Source organism: Paenibacillus sp. USDA918EY, from assembly GCF_009870825.1.
In the GTDB taxonomy this organism is placed as follows: domain Bacteria; phylum Bacillota; class Bacilli; order Paenibacillales; family Paenibacillaceae; genus Paenibacillus_AQ; species Paenibacillus_AQ albilobatus.
This window is the reverse complement of record NZ_WTWY01000001.1, coordinates 226,673-248,795: the sequence shown is the minus strand read 5'-3', so window position 1 is coordinate 248,795 and position 22,123 is coordinate 226,673. Positions and strand designations below refer to the sequence as shown.

At 52.6% G+C, this 22,123-nt stretch carries 21 protein-coding genes; 3 read left to right on the top strand and 18 right to left on the bottom strand.

Features of this window, described 5'->3' with window-relative positions; all coding sequences use genetic code 11:
• Positions 1–22 precede the first annotated feature (22 nt).
• From GQY55_RS01275 to GQY55_RS01260, 5 genes are all read right to left on the bottom strand, one after another.
• Positions 23–619, bottom strand: coding sequence for a class I SAM-dependent methyltransferase (locus GQY55_RS01275; RefSeq protein WP_160037517.1), 597 nt, complete (start codon positions 617–619; stop codon positions 23–25).
• Complete coding sequence (locus GQY55_RS01270; RefSeq protein WP_160037516.1) at positions 616–1,077, bottom strand: NUDIX hydrolase; 462 nt, start codon at positions 1,075–1,077, stop codon at positions 616–618. The genes GQY55_RS01275 and GQY55_RS01270 overlap by 4 nt, the downstream gene beginning before the upstream one ends.
• Before the next feature lie 15 nt (positions 1,078–1,092).
• Positions 1,093–1,632, bottom strand: coding sequence for an HAD-IIIA family hydrolase (locus GQY55_RS01265; protein WP_160037515.1), 540 nt, complete (start codon positions 1,630–1,632; stop codon positions 1,093–1,095).
• A 12-nt stretch (positions 1,633–1,644) separates the two neighbouring features.
• Positions 1,645–1,788: a hypothetical protein gene (locus GQY55_RS30950; RefSeq protein ID WP_201452065.1), complete on the bottom strand. Its 144-nt coding sequence runs from the start codon at positions 1,786–1,788 to the stop codon at positions 1,645–1,647.
• A gap of 135 nt (positions 1,789–1,923) precedes the next feature.
• Positions 1,924–2,160 (bottom strand): HAD family hydrolase, encoded by a 237-nt coding sequence (locus GQY55_RS01260; protein ID WP_160037514.1) that lies wholly within the window; start codon positions 2,158–2,160, stop codon positions 1,924–1,926.
• Positions 2,161–2,346: 186 nt separating this feature from the next.
• Between GQY55_RS01260 and GQY55_RS01255 the strand changes: the two genes are divergently transcribed.
• Positions 2,347–2,781, top strand: coding sequence for a GNAT family N-acetyltransferase (locus GQY55_RS01255; RefSeq protein WP_160037513.1), 435 nt, complete (start codon positions 2,347–2,349; stop codon positions 2,779–2,781).
• Between the two features lie 128 nt (positions 2,782–2,909).
• Here the strand turns inward: GQY55_RS01255 and GQY55_RS01250 are convergent, their stop codons facing one another.
• The 3 genes from GQY55_RS01250 to GQY55_RS01240 form a co-directional block, all read right to left on the bottom strand.
• Positions 2,910–3,572, bottom strand: a complete 663-nt coding sequence (locus GQY55_RS01250; RefSeq protein WP_160037512.1) for a metalloregulator ArsR/SmtB family transcription factor — start codon at positions 3,570–3,572, stop codon at positions 2,910–2,912.
• A gap of 93 nt (positions 3,573–3,665) precedes the next feature.
• Entirely contained in the window at positions 3,666–5,003 is a 1,338-nt protein-coding gene (locus GQY55_RS01245) for an MFS transporter (protein ID WP_160037511.1), read from the bottom strand.
• Between the two features lie 326 nt (positions 5,004–5,329).
• Positions 5,330–6,166 carry a helix-turn-helix domain-containing protein gene (locus GQY55_RS01240; protein ID WP_160037510.1) on the bottom strand — a complete coding sequence of 279 codons (837 nt, stop codon included), beginning with the start codon at positions 6,164–6,166 and terminating at the stop codon, positions 5,330–5,332.
• 137 nt (positions 6,167–6,303) lie between these two features.
• Here GQY55_RS01240 and GQY55_RS01235 point away from each other — a divergent pair, with 137 nt between their 5' ends.
• On the top strand, positions 6,304–7,587 hold the full coding sequence (locus tag GQY55_RS01235; protein ID WP_160037509.1) for a Gfo/Idh/MocA family protein: 1,284 nt from the start codon (positions 6,304–6,306) through the stop codon (positions 7,585–7,587).
• 310 nt (positions 7,588–7,897) lie between these two features.
• Complete coding sequence (locus GQY55_RS01230; protein WP_160037508.1) at positions 7,898–8,788, top strand: AraC family transcriptional regulator; 891 nt, start codon at positions 7,898–7,900, stop codon at positions 8,786–8,788.
• Between the two features lie 126 nt (positions 8,789–8,914).
• On the opposite strand, the gene GQY55_RS01225 is transcribed toward GQY55_RS01230, so the two are convergent.
• The 10 genes from GQY55_RS01225 to GQY55_RS01180 form a co-directional block, all read right to left on the bottom strand.
• Positions 8,915–10,888: a glycoside hydrolase family 127 protein gene (locus tag GQY55_RS01225; RefSeq protein WP_160037507.1), complete on the bottom strand. Its 1,974-nt coding sequence runs from the start codon at positions 10,886–10,888 to the stop codon at positions 8,915–8,917.
• 27 nt (positions 10,889–10,915) lie between these two features.
• On the bottom strand, positions 10,916–15,523 hold the full coding sequence (locus tag GQY55_RS01220; protein WP_160037506.1) for an Ig-like domain-containing protein: 4,608 nt from the start codon (positions 15,521–15,523) through the stop codon (positions 10,916–10,918).
• Positions 15,524–15,540: 17 nt separating this feature from the next.
• Positions 15,541–16,416 carry a carbohydrate ABC transporter permease gene (locus GQY55_RS01215; RefSeq protein ID WP_160037505.1) on the bottom strand — a complete coding sequence of 292 codons (876 nt, stop codon included), beginning with the start codon at positions 16,414–16,416 and terminating at the stop codon, positions 15,541–15,543.
• Positions 16,416–17,396, bottom strand: a complete 981-nt coding sequence (locus GQY55_RS01210) for a carbohydrate ABC transporter permease (RefSeq protein ID WP_160037504.1) — start codon at positions 17,394–17,396, stop codon at positions 16,416–16,418. Before GQY55_RS01210 ends, GQY55_RS01215 begins: the two co-directional genes overlap by 1 nt.
• A gap of 41 nt (positions 17,397–17,437) precedes the next feature.
• The gene (locus tag GQY55_RS01205) at positions 17,438–18,823 is read right to left on the bottom strand and encodes an extracellular solute-binding protein (RefSeq protein ID WP_160037503.1); all 1,386 of its coding nucleotides are present in this window, start codon (positions 18,821–18,823) and stop codon (positions 17,438–17,440) included.
• Between the two features lie 284 nt (positions 18,824–19,107).
• Positions 19,108–19,890, bottom strand: coding sequence for an alpha/beta hydrolase (locus GQY55_RS01200; RefSeq protein WP_160037502.1), 783 nt, complete (start codon positions 19,888–19,890; stop codon positions 19,108–19,110).
• Positions 19,891–19,938: 48 nt separating this feature from the next.
• Positions 19,939–20,535 (bottom strand): HAD hydrolase-like protein, encoded by a 597-nt coding sequence (locus tag GQY55_RS01195; protein ID WP_160037501.1) that lies wholly within the window; start codon positions 20,533–20,535, stop codon positions 19,939–19,941.
• A gap of 29 nt (positions 20,536–20,564) precedes the next feature.
• On the bottom strand, positions 20,565–21,023 hold the full coding sequence (locus tag GQY55_RS01190; protein ID WP_201452064.1) for a GNAT family N-acetyltransferase: 459 nt from the start codon (positions 21,021–21,023) through the stop codon (positions 20,565–20,567).
• A gap of 53 nt (positions 21,024–21,076) precedes the next feature.
• On the bottom strand, positions 21,077–21,448 hold the full coding sequence (locus GQY55_RS01185; protein WP_160037500.1) for a hypothetical protein: 372 nt from the start codon (positions 21,446–21,448) through the stop codon (positions 21,077–21,079).
• Positions 21,449–21,643: 195 nt separating this feature from the next.
• Complete coding sequence (locus tag GQY55_RS01180; protein ID WP_036707146.1) at positions 21,644–22,021, bottom strand: DivIVA domain-containing protein; 378 nt, start codon at positions 22,019–22,021, stop codon at positions 21,644–21,646.
• Between the last annotated feature and the right edge of the window lie 102 nt (positions 22,022–22,123).

The following is a 22,123-nucleotide window of genomic DNA, read 5'->3' as shown; positions in this document are numbered from 1 at the left end:
GCCTTTATACATACAGGATCATCTATATGGGTTTTCGTATTTTTATGATAAAAAATTTGATGCTCGAAAAACGGTCGTACGTTTCCACCTTCTCTGTCTCCATGTGCAAATGGGGAAGCAACTCCAGCAGGTTGTCTTTGCGGTCATCCTGATCAAAATCCATATACATCAAAACGCCGCCGGGTTTCAATATTTGGCCGATCTTCTCGAATGTTCCGCCGAAAACTCCGATTTCGTTCAAGGTGGAGCCAATCATCGTCACGAGGTCATACTCACCAGCCGGCAAATCGCAGGTTAAAAAGTCGCCGCAAAGCACCGTCGAAGGATTCGGATGCCCTTCCCGCTCCTGCCTGTAGCCAAACAGCCCGCAAATGTCCGGATCGATGTCAATGCTTGTCAGTTTGCCGAACCCATGCAACCGGTAACCTAAAAAATCGTCCCATTCTCCCGTGCCAATACCGATGTTGCATGCTTCGATTCCTTCATGCGCATGGAAATGCCTTTCAAAAAAGTCGCGCGTCTCCAGCTCAAGATACAGGCTTTTCGCAGACAAATTCCATTGGTATGCTTCCGGCTCCCGCATGTTCAAATAATGCTGCAAAAGTTTCGCATCATTCATCGCACTAGTTCGCGCCTCATTTCCAGAAACCTCTGGATGATCGGCCGATCCGGCGGGCTGATCGAGTCCGGAAGGCTGTCCAATCCAAAAAATCTTAACTCTTTGACTTCCTGTCCGTCTTCGGCAATTTCTCCGGAATAACGGCTGCAAACGTAAGCTGCAACGACATTGTAAACCTCGTCCCCATGCGGATATTTGTAATAAAGTTCCTGCCCCGAAAATACGCCGAGCAGTTCAAGCCCCTCAGCCAGTAGCCCCGTTTCCTCGTACAATTCCCTTTTGGCCACTTCTTCCATCGATTCGCCGGGCTCGAGGGAACCTCCGGGCAACCCCCAGCATCCGTTATCCTCCCGAAGCTCCAGCAGCAGACGGTGATCTTGAAGCAACAACACGCATGCTCCCGCCATGATGAGCGGGCGGCTTCCGACCGTTTTTCTGAGGTCCATGATATATCCCATATTTGCGCCTCCTGTTTAGTCCTTCGTCCGTCCTACGATCCATTGAACGGCCTCCAAAATATCCGCGGCCACAAAATCCGGCTCCGTTTCTTTCCAGCGGTCGCGGAAAGCGCCCAATGAGCCTTCGCCCCAGCCTGTTCGCACCAATATTTTTTGGGCTCCCACTTGATGCGCGGCAAGCAGATCCGTGTCCCCCACATCCCCGATGACGACGCATTTCGATAAATCAAGGCCATGCTCTGTCGAGGCCCGATGCAGCATCCCCGGTTTCGGCTTCTTGCATTCGCATTCTTCCGACATCCCGTGCGGGCATATATAAGCGCCGTCAAACCCGTACGCTTTAAACTGGTTTTCAAATTGTTCGATCGTGGCTTCTCCCCGGGAAATCCGGTGTTGATTCGTAAAAGCAAACACCTTGATGCGGTTTGCCTTCAATAGATCAATCGCCGATTGCGCATTCGGATATAGCGTAAAGTCGTCCGGGTGAACAAAATGGCCCGTCCCGCCGATGGTTCCATCACGGTCGATAAACACCGCTTCGATTTTGCTTTCCATAGATCCGACCCCCTAACCCTTTTTCAATTCTTTTAAAGTTTGGTTGATCTGATCCAATGATTTTTGCATCTCTTCCATTCGTCGAAGTCCGGAATACTGGTTTCCGATCACTCCGGCGAAAGCGATGATCAACACGACGACGAGCAATAAGATCACCGAAGATCCCTCCTTTCCGATCATGAAACGGCAAAAACGTAAAACCCGGCCTTGAATCTATCATTCTGCAGGTCGGGTTGCCGGTGTGTTTGTATTTTTATTCATTCGTTTTTTTACTCATCGTTTATAAGTATTTTACTGGCTGCTCGGTACACTATCGCCGACGAAAATCGCCTCATGGGGACGCCCCCCTAAACGCTGCAATGCCTTTTGGAATATTTCGGTATCGGACTTTCGAATCCCTTCCGTTTCGGAAATCAAAATTCCGTCAAAATAATGCCCGATCCCCAAACCATGGACATTATTCATCTGAAAGCGGCCGAATCCGTTGCTGATGATGCCATCCAAATCAAACAATACGGCTTGGATCATTTGTTTTATTCCCTCTCCCCACCGTTACTGATATAATGGCTGTTAAAGTCTGCTCGCTTACGGACACCGACATGGAAATGAGTGGTGGATATGAACATTTATGCGGATTGGAGATATACCATTACCATCTTTGATATGCAATCGAAAGGAGCGTGATTATCAATCTAAAAAAAGGAGCATACCAAAATGCAAAACCGAAAAGCAACCGCCAATGACGTTAGCCTGATTATCGATATTTGGGAAAGATCCGTCATGGCGACCCATCATTTTTTGAGCGTCGAAGACCGGCAGGAAATAAGAAAAGAAATCCCTTTGTATTTGCCTCATGTGGATGTCCGTCTGTGGTACGCCAAAGGCGCCTGCATCGGATTTTCCGGCATCAACAACAACCACTTAGAAATGCTGTTCCTGGATCCTGGCAAAATCGGCCAAGGGTACGGACGGCAAATTTTGCATTCCCTGATCCGCGATTTTCATATCCAAACCATTGACGTCAATAAACAAAACGGGAATGCGGTAAGATTTTACTTGAAAAGCGGCTTTAAGGTGATCCGCGAGGATGCGACCGACAGCGCAGGTCGCCCTTATCCTATATTACATTTGAAATACGCAGATCATTAGAAATCATCTTACCCGGGCTGTCGGGAACTCGACAGCCTTTAAAGTTAATTGCCGGGTGCTTTCGTCCGAATGAGGTCAACGAACCTGAAACGAAAATGGGACTCCGCTTTGCGAAGCCCCTTGTAACCTTATTTCACCATGCTTGCGCCGTTCCGGTACGCCTCTGCAAGACGGTATGCGGTAAATCCCTTTTCCTGCAGCTTTTTGACGACCTCCGCCGAATATACGCAATAAGGTCCCCTGCAATATGCGGCTACTTCGACATCCGGGGCAAGATTTTGGATATAGGCATCAATTTCATCGATGGGAACCGAAATCGCTCCCGGAATATGTCCTTCCTCGTATTCTCCCGCAGGACGCACATCCAGCAAAATAATCGTTCCGGCTTCCAACTTTGCCATCACTTCATCCAGCGACAATGTCTGCATATCATCGGAATGCTGCAAAAAGTTTTCTTTGATTCGGGTTATATCCGCCAACTGGCTCTCGGAAACACGCCATAGGGCAAGCAGAAAATCCGCAATCTCCGGGGAACTCAGCGAATAGATGACGTAAGTTCCCTGTTTGTGAAACTTGACTAACCGGGCATCCAGCAGGATTTGCAGATGACGGGACACGTTCGCTACGCTCATTTCCGACTGCTGCGCCAGTCCTTCCACCGATTTGGGCCCTTGGGAAAGCAAACTTAAAATTTCCAGCCGCTTGTCGCTGGACAAACATTTTCCGATCCGCGCATATTGCCGGTATAGTTCGTCTTTGAATTCTCTCGCTGAAGGTAAACTTTCCACCATTCCTCCGCCCTTTCAAGTTCGTTAAATCAATTATACAAAGGGACTGGACACGAAACAATTTTCCTATCCATACGTTGAGTAGATCTGCATGGCTTAAGCTTCCCGATCCAATGATTGGCGCGGCCCAAGTGGCAGAGTGTCTTTCCGCTCTACGGAGCGCCGGCGAGACCAGATGACCACCGGGATCAGCAGCAGGGACAACAGCCCTCCCGCTAAAGCGAGCGTCGCGTAGTTCGAATTCGCGACGACCATTCCGGACATAGCGCCTCCGGAAGCCCCCGTCAAAGCGACCAACACGTCGATGGTTCCTTGGGTTTTGGCGCGGACCGCCGCTGGCGTCGAATCCACGATGATCGCCGTTCCGCTGATCAAACCAAAGTTCCAACCGAGCCCCAGCAATGCCAACGCAAGGATGAGGAGCGCCAAGGAACCGGCCGGCGCCCAAGCAGCCAAAAGGCCTGCCGCGAGCAAGGTAACGCCTGATGCATAGGCCATAACCGTTCTTCCCCACTTATCGACCAACGCGCCGGTAATTAAGGATGGCAGATACATGGCCGCAACATGGATGCCGATGACCAAACCGACTTCCGTCAAACCATGCCCGTGATGCTGCATATGAACGGGTGTCATGGTCATGATGGCCACCATCACGACATGGGTTAAAATCATGACCGTCGCCCCGACAACCGTCTTCCGGTAGTTTATGGCCTGCGGTTGATCTTTTTCAATGCCGGCCTGTTGATTCGTTTGCGGCGTTTTTGCCATCGCTATGGTGATCAGGAATGGATCCGGCCGCAGAAATATCAGGAGCACCAAACCCGCGACAATAAACGCGGATCCCGCAAGCAGGAAGGGACCCGCCAGCGCGGGAACGCCGATCCGGGCCGCAACACGTCCCATGGCATCAACGAGGTTTGGACCGGCAACGGCTCCGAAGGTCGTCGAAGTCAAAATGATGCTGATCGCTTTGGCCCGCTCGCCCGGTTTGGCCAAGTCTGTGCCCGCGTAGCGCGCCTGCAAGTTGGAAGCCGAACCCGCGCCGTAAATAAACAACGAAACAAACAATAATGGAATATTCGACGCTACGGCCGAAACGACGACGCCTGCAGCGCCGAGCCCTCCTGTCAGAAAACCCGCCGCCAGTCCCGCGCGGCGGCCAAAACGTTGCGAAAGCCTGCCGATGATTAGAGCCGCGGCGGCCGAGCCAAGCGTCAAGAGAGCGGAGGGTACGCCGGCAAAACGGTCCGTTCCGAGCATATCCTGAGCCAGCAGCGCCCCGATCGTGATGCCTGCCGCCAGCCCCGCGCCGGCAAAAATTTGCGCAATCACGACGATAAGCAGCGTCCGTCTTTGAAGCTGCCGCAAAGTTTCCGGCGAATGTTCCGGCGGATTGGTGGAGCCGGCCAGGTTTCTTCCCAAGTTCTTCGGCATAAGTCTTGATCACGTCCTTAGTATAATATTCAATTAATTAATTGAATTATAGAATACAAAAATTCGTTTTTCAAGATCATATTTACAGCATGTGCGCCTACTTTATTCCACGTTTTACGGGATGTCGGAACCCTAATGTCCGCAAACAAACACTAAAGGCCGATGGATCGGAAAAATCCATCGGCCTTTGCCGGCGTCGTTTAGAGCGATAAACGACGATTTAATCATATCCGCTGCCGTATCGACAGCCCTTTTACACGGTTAACCTGAGCCCGATCATCGTTCCGACAATGCCCGCTATGCTATAGGATGTCTCGGCGTACCCGTCATATCGACGATTCCTTGGCGCTCGCCGGCAAGGTCCGCTGAAGCTTGCGGTATTGCAGCGGGGAACAGCCGTTCATTTTCCTGAACAGCTTATGGAAGTTCGCGATCGTCCCGATGCCGGTACGTTCCGCCACCTCGATCATTTTGAGATTGGTCTCCCTGAGCAGCCGCTGCGCCTCCCGAATGCGCACAAGCTGAACGTATTCCGCAAATCCGAATCCCGTGCACTGCTTAAACTTGCGGCTCAGGTAATACGGACTCACGAAAAACCGCTCCGCCACATCCTTTAGGTGCAGCTCCTCCCGGTAATGAGATCCGACGTATTCGGCCACCTCGGACATCGTCCGATGCAGGGCCGACGGCTGGGCTTCCGGTTCCAGCTGCTCTGTTTGCGCGCGAAATACGTGCACCAGCAGCTGCTTCAGCAGCGATTCCAGCATCATGTCACGCCCCGGCGCATCCCCTTTCGCTTCCGCGATCAATTCCCGTACGAGCGCTTCTCCCTTGTACTGATCCTGCGGAGCAAGGGTGACGACCCCGCTGCGTCCGTTTAACCCCGATCCTTCGAGCAGCGGCGCGGCGAAATTGATCACGACCCGTTCATGTTTCGGCGCCCCCGCGTCGATCGTCCGATGAAGCTCCTCCTTTTCGATAAACACGAAGCTTCCCCGTTTCACCCGGAACGTCCGGTCCCGAATGAAATAATCCCGCTCCCCGCTAAACAAATAGTAAAGCTCGTATCCTTGATGCATGTGCTCGTTGATCATGCTGTAAAAGCCGGTTCGTTCCACATGGTCGACCTGAATCGTTCCTGCGGAGTTATGGAAAATGTTCATGCGTGCGCCTCCGTTGTTGTGCAAGAATTGCGACTTTTGATGCGAAATGAGCAATGTTTATAGACGATTATACTCTATTTGCTGCGTTACAGTAGAAGAAACAGGCGTAACTCAATCCGAAAAAAAGGAGGCTTCCCATGAAAAAAAAGTACGCGCTCATCGGCACCGGCGGCCGGGCGATTTTCTTTTACGGCGCACTCGCCAAAGATTTCAGCGAGACGTCCCGTCTCGTCGCCTTCTGCGACACGAACCAAACGCGGATGGATTACGCAAACAAGCTGCTGCGAGACCGGTTCAAACATCCTGAGGTCCCGACTTATAAAGCCCATGAATTCGAGAAAATGATTCTGCGCGAGCAGCCGGACACCGTTATCGTGACGACGATCGACCGGACGCATCATACCTACATCGTAAAAGCGATGGAGCTCGGCTGCGACGTCATTTCGGAAAAACCGATGACCGTGGACCAAGAGAAATGCCAGGAAATATTGGATGCGGTCAAACGGACCGGCAAGCAGCTTCGCGTCACGTTCAACTACCGCTACGCCCCGCACAACACCAAGATCCGCGAGCTCATCATGAACGGCGCAATCGGCGACGTGCATTCCGTTCATTTCGAATGGCTGCTTAATACGGAGCACGGCGCGGATTATTTTCGCCGCTGGCATCGCGACAAACGCAACAGCGGCGGCTTGCTCGTCCATAAATCGACGCACCACTTCGATCTCGTCAACTTCTGGCTCGGTTCCCGGCCCCATACGGTTTACGCGCAAGGCTCCTTGATGTTCTATGGCAAGGAAAACGCGGAAAAACGCGGGGTCACCGAGTTTTACAGCCGGGCCCGCGGCAGCGGAATCGCCACAAACGACCCGTTTGCGCTCGATCTGGAAAAAAGCCCGCAGCTCATAGGGTTGTATGCGGACGCGGAACATGAAGACGGCTACTACCGCGACCAAAGCGTGTTTGGCGACGGCATCAGCATCGAAGATACGATGGGCGTCCTCGTGCGCTACAAAAACAAAGCGATCATGACCTACTCGCTGAACTGCTACATGCCTTGGGAAGGATTCCAGGTCAACATCAACGGCTCCAAAGGGCGCATCGAAATGAAAATCGTGGAGAAATCGTACGTCAACTCCGGCGGCAAAAAGGAAGACGAAGGGGCGCTCCAAACCAAAAGCATTAAAGTCATCCCGATGTTCGGAGAAGCGTACGAAGCGGACATCGTCGAAGGCGCAGGAGGCCACGGCGGCGGCGATCCGGTCATGCTGAACGACATTTTCGGGGTGCCGGCGGAGGATCCGTACAAACGCGCCGCATCCCACATCGACGGAGCGATGTCGATCCTGACCGGCATTGCGGGCAACGTTTCGATGAGCACCGGCCTCCCGGTGAACGTCGACGACTTGGTCAAGTTTTAACAAGTGCACATAATATGCGATTTTGCCGTTTTCGGCAAGCTTGGGCCTAAGTAAAACCACGGCTATAAGATTAACCCCGGGGATGATATCTCAGGGGTTTTTCAGGATGAACCGGGAACGTTGACATTATACCGTTTTCGAACGGCCGCGCCGCAACAGCAACTTTGGCCAGCTTGGCTTTTATTTTCGGTATTCCTGTCCCTTCTTCTTCCCTTCCATTGCCTACTTATTATAATATAATGGCAATGATATGAATTGCAGCGCTTACATTATGTTGCGCCCACCTCTAACAACGATAGAAGGAGCTCATATGGAAACGCCAATCTTTCATTTTATAGCCCCGCCGATCCCCTATTTCATCGATTGCGGCAAAGCTGTATTTGCCTGCGGCGAAAAACATATCAGCCGCAGCCACATCGGCGTGTTCGACCTGATCGTCGGCATGAAGGGTACCTTATCCGTCGGCGAAGACGGGAAAGAATGGGTCGTGCGGAAAGGAGACATTCTCGTGCTGAGGCCGGACGGCCATCATTATGGGCTGGCGCCGTGCTCGGAAGACACGGAAATTACATGGATTCATTTTCAAACCTTCGGCAGCTGGCAGGAGGGAAGCAGCATGGGCGACTGTCTGGCGGGACAATCGGGACTCATCGAAAATCATAAGAAAAACGCCTACTTAAACCATTGCGACGTCAACTCGATCTTCATCCCGAAATATTCCAAAGTATCGGATAAAGCGCTGGAAGACATCGAGCAGTTTTTCCGGCTGGACCAGGAACCCAAGTCGCTGCGCAACTGGAAGCGCCAATCGACCTTTCAATTGCTGCTGCAGCATTTGGACCGCGACCTGACATCGTTGTCCGACGCGACCGCGATCCAAATCGCCGACAACATCGAATGGTACATCCGCCAGCATTACAAAGAGCAGGTCAGCAATTCGTCCTTGCGCGAAGCGTTTAATTACCATCCCAATTACTTGGCCAAAAACATGCTGAAGGTATACGGCATGACGCCGATGGAATATTTGCAGCATTACCGGATCGAGCAATCGAAAAAGCTGCTGCTGCAAACCTCCTGGACGATTGCCAAAATCGCCGAAGAAGCCGGTTATCAGTCGGTTTCGTATTTTTCCTCCGCCTTTGCCCGAAGAGAAGGAATCCCTCCTTCCGAATTCCGGCGAAAATTCATTGCGCATGTTTGAAGCCCCTAAAAGAAGAGGCTGGCATCGACCCTTACCCTGGTTGCCTTTGCAAGATCTCGATGTCATATCACGATTGAAAAAAAGCGGCATGGCCGGCTTCTTCGCCTGCCATACCGCTTGCATCCGTTATTGTTCCCTGACCCACACCCTCATTTCGCCTTCGCCGCGATTGGCCCAAGCATAATACGGAATGAATTTGGCCTTTGCGGGACGATAATCCGGTAATTCCCGTTCGCTGTAAAGCGCTCCGTCCCAAGTCTCCTCGTTCAAGCGAAGGGCATCGGCCTCAATCGCGATCATACCGCCCAGAATGCCTTCTTCCAGCAGGCTGAGGCCGCCCTTTTTCGGGAGAACCAGCTGGTGCAAATGGTTTCCGTTATCCGCCTCCTCCAGGCAATAAACCAAAGGTCCCCGCTGGATGGCGACTTTGCCTGCGTTCGCTTGAACCGCAGGGTGGCTGTGTACCCTCATGATCGGCATTTCCAAAGACAACGCGATGACGTCCGAAGGGCTCCACTCGCGTTGGATGACGGCGTATCCGTTCACGACTTTCAGCTGTTCCGCAGGGATCGCGCGGCCGTTCACGCATATCGAAGCATTCCCGCCGCTCCAGCGCGGGACGCGGAGCGCCACCGCAAAGTCCTGCTTTTTCTCTGGAACCACTTCGATTTTGATGTCGCCTTGCCAAGGATACCGGGATTCTTGCTTCAGCACCACGTTTGTGCCGTTCACCTTTAGGTTGGCTTCGCCTCCGATATACAAATGATGATAAATCGTATCTTCATGAACCGAATAAATGTAGCTGCCCAAGGAAGAAAGCAGCCGGGCGATATTCGGCGGACAGCAGGCGCAGCCGAACCATTCCTGACGGACGGGTTTCACGTGATCGTAATTTTTGTTGTTGCCGCCGCAGGATTTCGGGTTGACTTCAAGCGGATTGACGTAGAAAAAATGTTTTCCGTCCCGCGACATCCCTGCGATTACCGTGTTATAAAGCGCACGTTCCATGACGTCGGCAAACTGCGCGTCTTTTGTCGTCTGCAGCATGCGGTGAGCGAAAAAGATCAGGCCGATCGAAGCGCAGGTTTCCGCATAGACGGTATCGTTCGGCAGATCGTAGTCATACGAAAACGCTTCGCCGTGAACCATCGATCCGATGCCGCCGGTGATGTACATTTGACGGGAGACGATGTTGTCCCACAGCCGCATGCATGCGTCCAGCATCTCTTGATCGTGTTTTCTTGCCGCCACGTCGGCCATGCCTGCCAGCATATAAACAAGCCGCACCGCGTGCCCTACCGCCTTATCCTGCTCGCGGACGGGGAGATGGCTTTGATTATATTCCAGGTCCGTCGCCATGTTCAGCCCCGGAAAATGCGTTTGTCCCCCGCGTTCATGCAGCTGCTGTTCGAAAAAGCTCGGCTTTTGCCCGCGTTCATTCAGGAAATACGCGCTTAAGTTCAAATAACGTTCGTTTCCGGTTACTTCGTAAAGCTTGACGAGCGCAAGCTCGATTTCCTGATGTCCGTCATAACCGCGAAGCTTGCCCGGCTTCGTCCCGAACACGCTGTCGATATAATCCGCGAACCGGACCACGACGTCCAGCAGCTTCCGTTTTCCCGTTGCCCGGTAATAAGCCACGCCCGCTTCGATCAAATGACCCGCGCAATACAGTTCGTGGCATTCCGCAAGATTCGTCCACCGGGCTCCAGGTTCTTTCAGCATAAAATAGGTGTTCACATACCCGTCATCCTGCTGGGCAAGCTCAATAATGTCGATCATGCCGTCCGCAATTCCTTCTAAATCCGGGTCCGGACGCGTCTCCAACAAATAGGCAACGGCCTCCAGCCATTTCGCCACATCGCTGTCCTGAAAGACCATGCCGTAGAATTCTCCAACCATCATGCCAGCCGCGATTTTGAAGTTGGCCACCGCCCCGCTTGGTTCGGCGCTGTTGACCCTGTCATTGAGCGCTTCCCACTGATAGGGTACGACCACGTTGCGGACCAGATCGAGGTAATAGCTCCAAAACGGATCGTCGATGTTGACATCGGAGAGATGCGCTTGCCGCATCGTTTCCGTCGCTTTTGAGTGATGCATATGATGTTCCTCCTAAGTCGTATCAAACTATTTTTGAATTTGAACGTTTTCCAATGCCGTTTTTAGGCGCTCTGCAGCCGCCTTTATATCTCCTTCGGTCGCCGATTTGTCGTCGGCCACGGTCAGTGCGGAAGCGAAAGCGTCCTTTAATGCTTTCCACTGCTCCGGCGAACCCCCATATTGCTCCTGATGATCCAAAACCTCGCGCGCCTGGCCGATCAAAGCTTTCAACTCCGACTTGTCGTACGTGACGAGGATCCGGCAGTTGGCCGATTGTTCGGTGCCTTCCACGCGTCCGAGCACGACAAAGGAGTGTGCCGTCGTCAGCTCGTTATACGGAACCTCGTTCCAAGTAACGGGTTTGGCGCCTTTCGTTTGGTCCGCAAACGTGACGTTGACGGTGGCCGGGAGCTTCGGCGCGACGCCGACGACCGTTTCGACTTCAACCGGTTCGACGCTCAAGACAGGCTTGTTTGCGGCATTTCCCGGATTTCCGGCAACGGCCTCCGGTCCGAGCACGCGCCATTCCTTGACGCCGGTCCAAGCACCCGGCTGCCGGATCAGATGAAGGCGAAGCTGGGTCGTCGTAATTTCGTCGAAAGTTACGTCATTAAAGCGGTCCTTTTTCATCGTTTTGTCGGACATGCCGGTTACCGGTTTGAAGGCTTTCGCCGTTTCATCCCAATATTCCAAGGCATAGTCGGCCGGAACCTGGACGCCGCCGCCGTCGTCGTAGAAGTAGATCGAGCTTTCCGACAGCTTCACGGGCCGATCCCAGGTGTATAGCAACCAATGGGATTCGGCCGGGTCGGCCCAGTTGCCATACTGCACCTCGGCGTCCGGTTTGCCGATGCTTGCGGATGTGTAAGGAATGTATCCGTCATTGACGCCGGCAATGGATTCCCACGGCGATACGTAGGAAGTCGTCGCCTTGGCAAGCAGCCCGACGTTTTTAACCTTTAGCTCCTCAGCCGCCTGCCGTAATTTCGCCCGAACCGCCTCTACCTGCTCCCTTGTAAAATCCTTGCCCGCAAGCAATTCCTTCGCTTCGGTCAAAGCGGTTTGCAGCGCATCCCAGGATTCCGGCGTGAAATCGTCCTTGTTCCGGACAATTTTCCCGTTGTCCCTTGGTGCATAAGCGGCAATCATATCGGCGATGTCCTGGGTCGGAACCGAAACGGTAATATGCACGTCAATTGCCGTTTCCTTTTCGCCATCGCTTACAGTTAACGTATACACATATGCGCCGACATCATGGAAAACAGCCTTCAATTCGGCCCGATCCGTCTGCATTTCTTCCACGCTGCCGCTTCCTGACGTTTTGCTCCAACGATAGGTCAGCTCCTTGCCCGACAATCCGTCATCGTATACGGCGGGCAAGATCGATACGGTTTCATCCTGCGCGGCCGGCCGTTCGGTCTGACCAATGTACACCTTAGGCGCCTGGTTGACCGCCGGGGCCACGTTTTTAAGCTTGTTGTCATAGATTTGCACTTCCTTGATGCCTGTTTGGGCATCGAGCGCATGCGTCACCTTTAGGCGAATGGCCTGCGTTTTCACCGTTTCGAACTCGACGTTGTTATAGTTGGAGGCGATCGTTTCGGGATAGCGGGTTTGACCCTGAATCGGTCTCCACGTTTTGCCGTCCGAGTCCAAATATTCGAGCAGGAACTGCTGAGGCGTGCCGTAGCCCCCCTCGAGCCGGTCGTTATAGAAATACACTTTGACGTTGTTTACCGGCTTCTTTTTCCCGAAATTGAACGTTACGGCATCGGTTGCATTCGGACTTCCTCCAAGCAAAGCCGTATTGGCGGTATGGTCGGTCGAGGCGATCGTCGATCCGTCGGCCAACCGCTTGATATCCGATTCGGAGCTGACGTAAGTCGACGTAATCGTCGTTCCGGAAGCCATGGCCAGGTTTTCGCCTTGATGCTGAAGATCGATTCCCGCTTTGTTGAACAGGTCCACCACCCGCGGCTCGTCGGCAAGCGACGTGTCTTTCGCCGAGGCGACGCGTTCTTTTTTACCCTTTTTCTCGTACCAGATCTGCGTGCTCGCGTTATTGCCCGCCGCGCCTTCGATGTCCGATTTCGGCAGCTCCGCTTTTCCCGTTTTCGTATCGTAAACGACGTGGGACATTTCGCTTGTCGTCAACACGCGCTCCCCGTTGATAAAGAGCGAAAAACCCGCCGGAATGCCTTTGTAATACGGATTGTTTTGGTATTTGGCCGGGTCCTGCCATACGATGGACAGGTTGGCGTCATGGTAACGCACGTTGTCCACCGCAAAATGGTCGTAATCGATGCCGATCGGCCACAGCTCGATTTTGTCGTCGGTTCTTGGCTGAATTCCCGCAATATCCTCCATGACCGTGTAATTCATCATGCCGAGCGTGTCGTGGTGAATCCACGATCTGACCATGTCCCCGCTCGGGTTCGGCGGATTGTCCTTGGTCCACTGCGTGCCGAAGAAGTAGTTTTCCAGCCAAAAGAACTCGTTGGAGTCCAGGTGGTCGGTATTCCCCGGTTCTACCGTATGCAGCCATGCGCCCCAGTCGAACAGCTTTTTGTAAGTGTCTGCGTTGATGTTGTCCACAGGGTAATGCCTCAATGACGCCCTAATCGTATTGATGTAGTTGCCGAAGTTGCACCAGGCGAATTGATCCGTGCCGTAAGCGTCCGTTTTCCCGTCCACGAAAGCCTGCACCCTTTTCATGATGCTGTGCTGATCCGCCGTGAAAAACGGAAAAATCGGATAATATTGCGGATCGCCGTAATCGGCCAGCTGGGTCAAATATTTGGACTGATAACCATTTTCCTTTGCCGTCGGCACGACCCCGAAATTAAACACGAACATGTTGTTGTCCCGCCAAGGGACGAAGGCATCGGCGCCGTTTACGATTTTTTTGTGGAGGAAGCTGCCTTCTCCCTTCGTATCCGCTTTCCCGTCGCCGTCAAAATCCGCGCCGTCGTACCACATCTCGCCCAAAATGCTGCTGCGGATGTTGTCCGCAAGATCGCGTTCCTTGTTGGCCGCGCTTTGGTCCCCAAGCTCGTCGTACATCTCCGCCGCTGCAACCGCATTGGCATACGTCGTCGAGGTGCCGTCCAAACGGGCGTAATTGCCGCCGCCGTTCCAATGCATCGATACCGTATCCCCGTCGTTGCCCGTAATCGGGGCGTGGTTGTAGTAAACAAGGTATGGATTGGTGCCCTTGAAGTGCTCCAGCGTTCCGGTCACGTCATTCGCGGAAATATCGGCAAACTTCTTCAGCAGCTTGTTCCCGCCGCCGTAGATTTTATAAGCTTCCCACCCCACTTGGGAGGTGTTTTGCATCATGTCCCAGGTCCAAACGTTCGGACGGCCCGGGTTGTTTTTGTAGTTTTTGTTTTCCGAATATTCCCCTTGCGCGAGCCAGGTGCCGTAGGCATACGCCGGGTTGCGCAGCCATTTGAGGTCCTGCATCGCCCATGGGACGCTGACGGTAATCCCGTTGTTGTATCCCAGCACCCCTTCCATGTTCATCGGGAACTGCCAGTCGTTCCCCGGGATGTTGGCTTCCAGCAGGTTAAACCGGTTGCACCACCAGCGGTAATAAAGCACCTTTTTCACGTTGTCGTCGGGAATGTCGATGTACGGAATGTTGTCGGCCCACCACTGGTTGTATTCCTTCACTTGACGTTCGAAGGCTTCGCCGTTGTCGGTGATCTTTTTGTATTCTTCGTATTGCGTCTTGGATTTCGGTATCTCGTCGGCCAGCCAGCCCATCGTAATCTTTTGCGAGGCGGAGCCGCCGGCCGGGACGACGATTTCCTTCGTCAGACCTTGATCGCCAGGCTTCATGCCGTCCCCGCTGAGGCGGACGTCGACATAGGACATCGCCTTCACGAACTTGCTGCCGTCGGTGCCGATCATGAGCGGCGCGGCCACCCGTTTGCCGACCATTTCGTCCCCTTCCGCGACTGCGGCAAACGGCGATTGCACCTTGATCGTCAGCTTGACGTCTTCCGAAGTCGGATTATGAAAGTCCAGCAGCGTCACCGCCGAGTTGTAATAGGTGATGAATTTTTTCTGCTGCACCTGCAGCGGTCCGCTCATATACGTCTGATCTTCATGGCTCGGGTAATTTTTCCTCGCGTTTTTGTCTTCGCGGACGTCGCCGGTGGACAGGCTGACCGAATACATCACGTCCCGGTTGAGCGTATCCGCGTAATACACCTGTCCGGCAAATCCCAGCTTCGCATTGTCCTGGGTTTTCATGAACAAGGCGCTCCCGCGGCTGAACAGCGTGTTGGCGCCGCCCTCATCGTCGATGTCGTCCGGGATGACGCCCTTATTAACGAGCAGGGAATCGAGCCAAGGCAAATCCTGATGATCCTTTTTGAACGCTTCAAAATCGAAGTTTTCGATCACCTTCATCATTTGTCCGACGGTTTGGCTGCTGAAATCGACGCCTTCGCTTGCAAATTTGTTGCCGCCGTTCCATTTGGCCGATCCAAAATCATAGCCGACGCCCGGCACCTCGAACCCCGTCGAATAATTCGCCAAAGCCGTCGATGCCGCGCCGCCGGATGCAAGCGCCACGCTAATGAGGGCCGCCGCCCCTTTTCCAAGCCATGTTTTTCCTGTCTTCACTTTAATCCATGCCTCCTTTATCCTTTGATCCCCGTTAGCGTAATCCCCTCAACAAAATACTTGTTGCCGATGAAAAAGAACGCAAGGCAAGGCGCGGTGACGATGAGCGCAAGCGCCATCACCTGCTCGTAGTTCGGAATCCGCATGCCGTTGACGATATAGAGCCCCATCGGCAGCGTATAATCGGCCTCTTTTTTCAAATAAATCATCGTGTAGAAAAAGTCGTTCCAATTGTTGATGAAGCTGAACAGCGCCACCACGATCAATGCCGGGCGGATCAAAGGCAGCATGATTTTCAAATAAATGCGGAAATATCCGGCCCCGTCGATTTTGGCCGCCTCCAGCAGCTCATCCGGTATGGTCATGAAAAATTGCCGCAGCAAAAAGACGAAATAGGCATTCCCCCCTGCACAGAATATGGCCGGAATGATCAAAGCCGGTTTGCCGGCGAGTCCGAGGCTCGTAAACAAGGAATATTGCGGAACCAGCGTCACCGCGCTGGGCAGCATCATCGTGCTGATGACGAGCCCAAACCACATGCCGCGGAGCGGGAACCGCAGTTTGGCGAAAGCATAACCCGCAAAACTGGTCGTGATCACGTTAAACACCACGTAAGGGACGACGATCGAAACCGAATTCCACAGCTGCCGGGAAAAATCGATCCGGTCGATGGCCTTGCTGAAATTTTCGATGCTGAATGCCGACGGAAAAAACACCGGCGGACGCGCCAAAATTTCCGCATGGCTGACAAACGAACCGCGCAGCAGCCAGTACAAAGGGAATGCCATCGCAAGCCCGAGAACAATCGAGAGGACAATCAACAAACGGTGAATCGTCTTTTTCCGCGCTTTGGTTCGGCGGATGCCCGCTCCATGAATCGCTGTCGCTGCCATTATGCTCTCCCCCTTCGGTTTCGCACCGTTGATTTATCCCTTTTTAGCGCTCCTTGAAAATAAAACAGGATGCCGGTAATAACCATCGTAATAAGGAAGACGAGCCAGGCTTCGGCCGACGCGAGCCCGCGCATGCCCGTCTGCACGAAGGAATGGTCGTAGATCATAACGTTGATGAAATAGGTCATCCGGTCGGGCGCGCCGTTCCGCGACAGCACCACGCTTTGGGTGTAAATCTGGATCGACGTCATCATGCACATGATAAGCTGGAAGAACACCACCGGTTTGATCGTCGGATACGTGACCTTGGCAAATTTATGCCAGGCATTGCCCCCGTCCATTTCGACCGCTTCGAGCAGCTCGCCCGGCACGTCCTGCAGCGTCGCCAGAAACACGACGATCGTTCCGCCGCAGGTCCATAAGCTCATCAGAAACAACGTGCCGAAGATGTTGGTCGCGTCGTTCAAAAAATCTAACGGCGTCGCCCCGAGCTTTAGCAGCAGCCAGTTGACGAGCCCGCCCTTGGCCTGATTTTGCAGCAGCATTTGCCAGACGATGGTCGTGGCCAGCATCGGGATGACCGAGGGCAGAAAAAATACGGCGCGCAGCAAATTTCGGCCTACGAATTTCCGGTTTAGCAGCAGCGCCACCGCCAGGCAAAACACGATCACCAAAAACACGTTGATGAACGAATAGATCAGAGTAACGGAGATGGACTTGCCGAATTCGGAGCCGGGACCGTAAAAAATCGTTTTGAAATTGTCCAGCCCGATCCATTTCAAAACTTGATGGCCGCCCACGATCGTGATTTTGTGGAAGCTGTACACTAGGCTCGCCAGCATCGGGTACAAGGTAAGGATGAGAAATCCCAGTATCGCGGGAGCGGCAAACAAATAACCGGCGACGGCCTCTTTGGCGCTCCCTTTGAGACGCGAATGCTTCGGAACGATGTTTTGGCTGGTGTTGCGTTTGATCTCCATATCCAATAGCCCTTTCCTTACTGAATGTGAATGACTCTCGGCTACTCCGAAACCTTGCCACTTTCCCACAGCTTTTTAATCGTCGGCATGACGGACGCGTACACTTCCTTGACCGTTTTTTGGCCGGATAACGCCTGGTCGATTGCCTTTTCGTATTCCGTGTTCATCCGCAGATAAGCGGGCACGTAATAAGCAGGCCATTGCACGATGGCGTCTTTGGCGTTGGAATAGCTCAAAATCGTTTCCTTGGCGCTGACTGGCAAATCGGCCGTCCACTTATCGACCAACGCGGCATCGGTGTACCAATCCGCCTGGTTCGGAAGCCATGCCCCGGATTTCAACAGATCCAGGCTGTTTTCCGGATTCACCATATAAGCGTAAAACTTCTTCGCTTCTTCGATATGCTTGGAAGATTTATAGACGACAAGCGGCGCGCCGCAGTTCATCGTGACGGCCTGCTTCATTTTCGGCAATACGCCTACCCCGATGTCTTCGTTTCCGTTGATGTTCGCCAGATCCCAGGAGCCGCTGATGGCCATCGCGTAACCGCCGCTCAAAGCGTCCACCGCCGAACCGATGCCCGAATTCCATGTGTAGGTGAAGCTTGAAGCCACCTTGTCCTTGTTGACCAGGTCCGCCAGCTTCTGAATGCCGTCGATGGATGCCTGCGAATCCCATAAAAACTGCTTGCCGTCCGCCGAGACGACGCCTCCGCCGTTTGCGTTCGCCGCCCAGAAATGGTGGAACTCGCGGCCCGCCGTGAACCCAATCCCGTAATTTTCCGTTTTGGCCGCTTCAAAGCCGGTATCGGCCGCCGTTTTGCCGCTCGTGTCCGTCGTCAAGGCTTTCGCGTATTTCACGAAGGTGTCCCAATCCCAGGCGTCTTCGACCTTGGTCGGAGGATAAGGAATCCCTGCCGCGTCGAATTTGGATTTGCTGTAGAAAAGCAGCTCCATTTGGTTGGACAACCCGACGCCGATCACCTTTTGGTCCGGGGAATGGATCGTGATGGCATCCAGCTTTTTCGGAATGGTTCCGTTATCCATCAGATCGCCGATATCCGCCAAAATGCCCATTTCGTAATATTTTTGGATGTCGCCTTCGCCCATGTAGCTGATGTCCGGCAGTTCGCCGGATTCAAGCCGCGTCTGAATGAACGTATCGAACGTGCCGTCCGCAGGCAGCACCTGGGCATGGACCTTGACCCCCGTTTCCGCGGTATATTTCTCGATCGTCTTTTCCACCAGCTGTTTTTGCGCATCGTCTCCCCAATACAACAGCTCCAGGGTTATGTCTCCGCCTTTGGCTTCGGCACCTCCCGCCGCCCCGGTTGCCGCCGGTTCATCCTTCCCTGCGCCGCCACAGGCCGCCAAAGCCAGCATCATTGCCGCCAGCGTTAAAGATAACCATCGTTTGCGAAATTTCATGTCCTACTCCCCCGTTTTGTTTGGATTTTGGATGTTCATTCTGCAAATCTCTCAATCGCTTGGTAAGCGCTTTATTTATTAACTATACCGGTTTTTGCCGGATATAAAATCTTTGATTCCAACCACAATTTTAGAAATTTCAACCTGTTGTCCGGCACTATAAACGCTGGTCGTCATCCATAGATTCAGAGGATCGAACGGGAGGCGGGCGTTTTCGGACGACAAAAAAACCTGTTGCTGCCAACAGGTTTTTGATGCTGAACTTCTAAAGTTATCATGCCATCCTACAAAAAGTGTATCTCTCTTAGATATCCTTCTATTTCCCGCTTCGTCTTTTCATAATAAACGTTTTCATGCCGCCCGTAATTAAAAAAGCCATGCTCCATGCCTTCATAGGTAAGAAAGCGAATTTCATTCCCGGCTTCGTTCATCCGCGCCGCGAATGCCTGGTCTTGTTCGCAGTCTTCGTCCGCTGTCCCGCACATCCAAAGCGTCGGGGGCAGACACGGTTTTATATGATGGAGCGGCGACAAGCTTTCCGCAATGTCCAGCAGCTCGGGATAACGGCGGGTCATGATGTCCACCCCATCCATCACGGCGGAAAACACGATCAACGCGTTGGCGCGATGATCCGTATCGTTATCTTCATCGTCGATCTGCGGAAACATGTGGGAGGAAACGGTGATATATCCACCCGCCGAAGCGCCGCAAACGGCGATTTTATTCGGATGAACGCCTAATTCCGCATGATGGTCCCTCACCCAACGGACGGCGGATTTGACGTCGCAGATGGCCTGGATCGGGGTAAACCCCTCGTCATGCCCGTTGCGGTAATCGACGCAAATCGCGACCAGCCCGATAGACGAAAAGTATTTCGCCTGATGCTGGAACTGCGCCGGCGTCAATGGACCTTTCCCAAAGCTTCCCCCGTTAAAAAACAAAATCGCCGGCTTCTCCGATTCCGCGCTGTGTTCCTCGGGATAAAAAATATACAGCGACAGATCGCGATGTCCTGCGGACTTGTACGTTTTTTGCATCAACGGATAATCGAATTCGATCGTTCTCATGCCCGGTTCCTCCTTGAAGCCGTTTTACGAAAACATCAACATGCATATCTAGGATTTTGCCTTTGATTTCTCCCCGCTGGATCCACAACCTTTTATAACCTCGAAAAAATCCTCATACCGCTCCAAATAGAAGTCCGCTCCCGGCGTCCGATTTTGGAACAAGCAGGTACTGATGCCGATCGCTTTTGCTGGCAAAATGTCGATCTCGCGGTCGCCGATGGCCAGGTCGAGCCGATATGTTTCATGCAAAAACCGATACGATGCCGGGTCCGGCTTGCGCGGGAAACCGTCGTCCCCGGCGACGATATGCCGGAAATAGCGCTCCCATCGATAATATTCAAGGATTTCGAGCACTTCTTTCCGCGGTTTATGCGTCATGATGACGTTGAGATCCGCAAACCGCAGAACCTCTTCCACGCCCGAAAAAGGCGGCGTCCCGCCCGGATGAACGGTTTCCCTGTTTCTCCAATCGCGAATCTGCTGTTCCGTAAATCCAAAATGCCGTGCCGCATGGGTCATCGAGATTTTGAGATGGGAGTAGATCTCCTCTTTCGAAATGTCCCCGCCCAATATGTCATAAAAAATATCCGTAAAAGCCGGATATGTATCAAACAACGTCCCGTCGAAATCCCACAAAATGTTCATCCCGCGGTTTCCTTTCTTCTCCCGAAAATTTATACCTTTAGGAAATAATGAAAAAATTCGTCGTCGCGCTTGTATCCCAGCCCCTCGTAACATTTTTGGGCCGCGGCATTGTCGGTTGCGGTGCTTAGCTCGAGGCCCTTGGCTTTGGTTAATGCGGCAAATTCCTTGGCTTGATTCAACAATTTCGTGGCAACGCCCTGTTTCCGATAGTCGGCGCATACGAACAAGTCGTTTAAAATCCAAGTCCGCTGCAAGGAAATCGACGAAAAGGAAGGGTACAACTGCGTGAACCCGACGATTTGGTCCGACGGCCGATGCTTCGCCAAAAAGATGACCGACTCCCGGTGCTCGAATTTATCGAACAGGAATTGCTTCGCGGCCTCCAGGTCCGATGCTTGTTTGTAAAACACGCGGTATTGGTCGAATACGGGAGCCAGTTTCTCCAAGTCTTTTACGGTTGCTTGCACGATAAAAATTGGGTCATTCATCAATCTCCGTCTCCTTCTGGGCGAAAATAACGATTGGTTGATTGAGCGCGCTTTTAATGTCCCTGCTTATATAAAAAATCGTTGACGCTGGATGAAAAGACAAATACGACGGATGTCGCGATTTGAAGCAAAAAAGCTGCCGTCGCAAAAATCCAAAGATTCATCGGTAAAGGGGAGATGACCACTTTTCCCGCCCATGCCGCGATTAGCATAGCGATATTCCATACCGTGAAGATGACGAACGCCCATTTGGCTTTTTTAACGCCGCAATAGATTAAAATCATCGTCACAATCCAAACGGCGGTTCCAAGAAGATTTGAGAAAATGCCTTGGGCCAGCCTCAAAATTTCCACGAGCAAAACAAGCAGCAGATTGGAACCAATCAGCGTCAGCGCTATTTTCTTGCCTTTGTTCACCTGCTGCACGAGAAAATCTTCGGTCGGTTTAATCGCAATCCTTCCTTTCCTTCATTTCGCCTGCGCTTCAAGCAGAATACCTGCCCTTATTTTACCATCATGTAACAGCCCTTCCCACTTCTTTTGTGGGCTGCAAAACAAAACCCCCAAAAAGCTTCCGCTTCTTAGGGGGCATGATTACACACGTATGTAGGGCTTTAAGGATTAATCTACAAAAAAGTCGGGTTCCGGACGGATCTTCGTTTTCAGCTGTCTGAGATTGTACTCCATTTTGAGCACGATCTCCTCGATTTGCTTCGGATCGATCGCGAACCGGTCGGGTTCGGGGCGGGAGCTCGACTTCATTTCGCGCAGCGCAACCTGCTGCTCCTGCCATTTGTCCATCAGGTCGGAAATCGTTGCGTAAAATCGTTCATAATCGCTAATAATTTCATCCAGGTAGGAATCCACTTCTTCGGGATCGTATCCTCTAAGCTTGGTGCTGAACACTTTTTCGTGAATCGAAAGTGCATCTAAATGTATACCCAGCTGCTTAAACAGCTTTCTCTGTTTGTCCAGTCGGCGCTGCATATGTTCATCCATTGCCTATACCTCCAAATCGGTTGCGACTCAAAAAAGGGGCGTCGTTGTTCCATTATATACTTCCCCATTCATTTTTATATCACAACCTGGGCCAAGATGAAA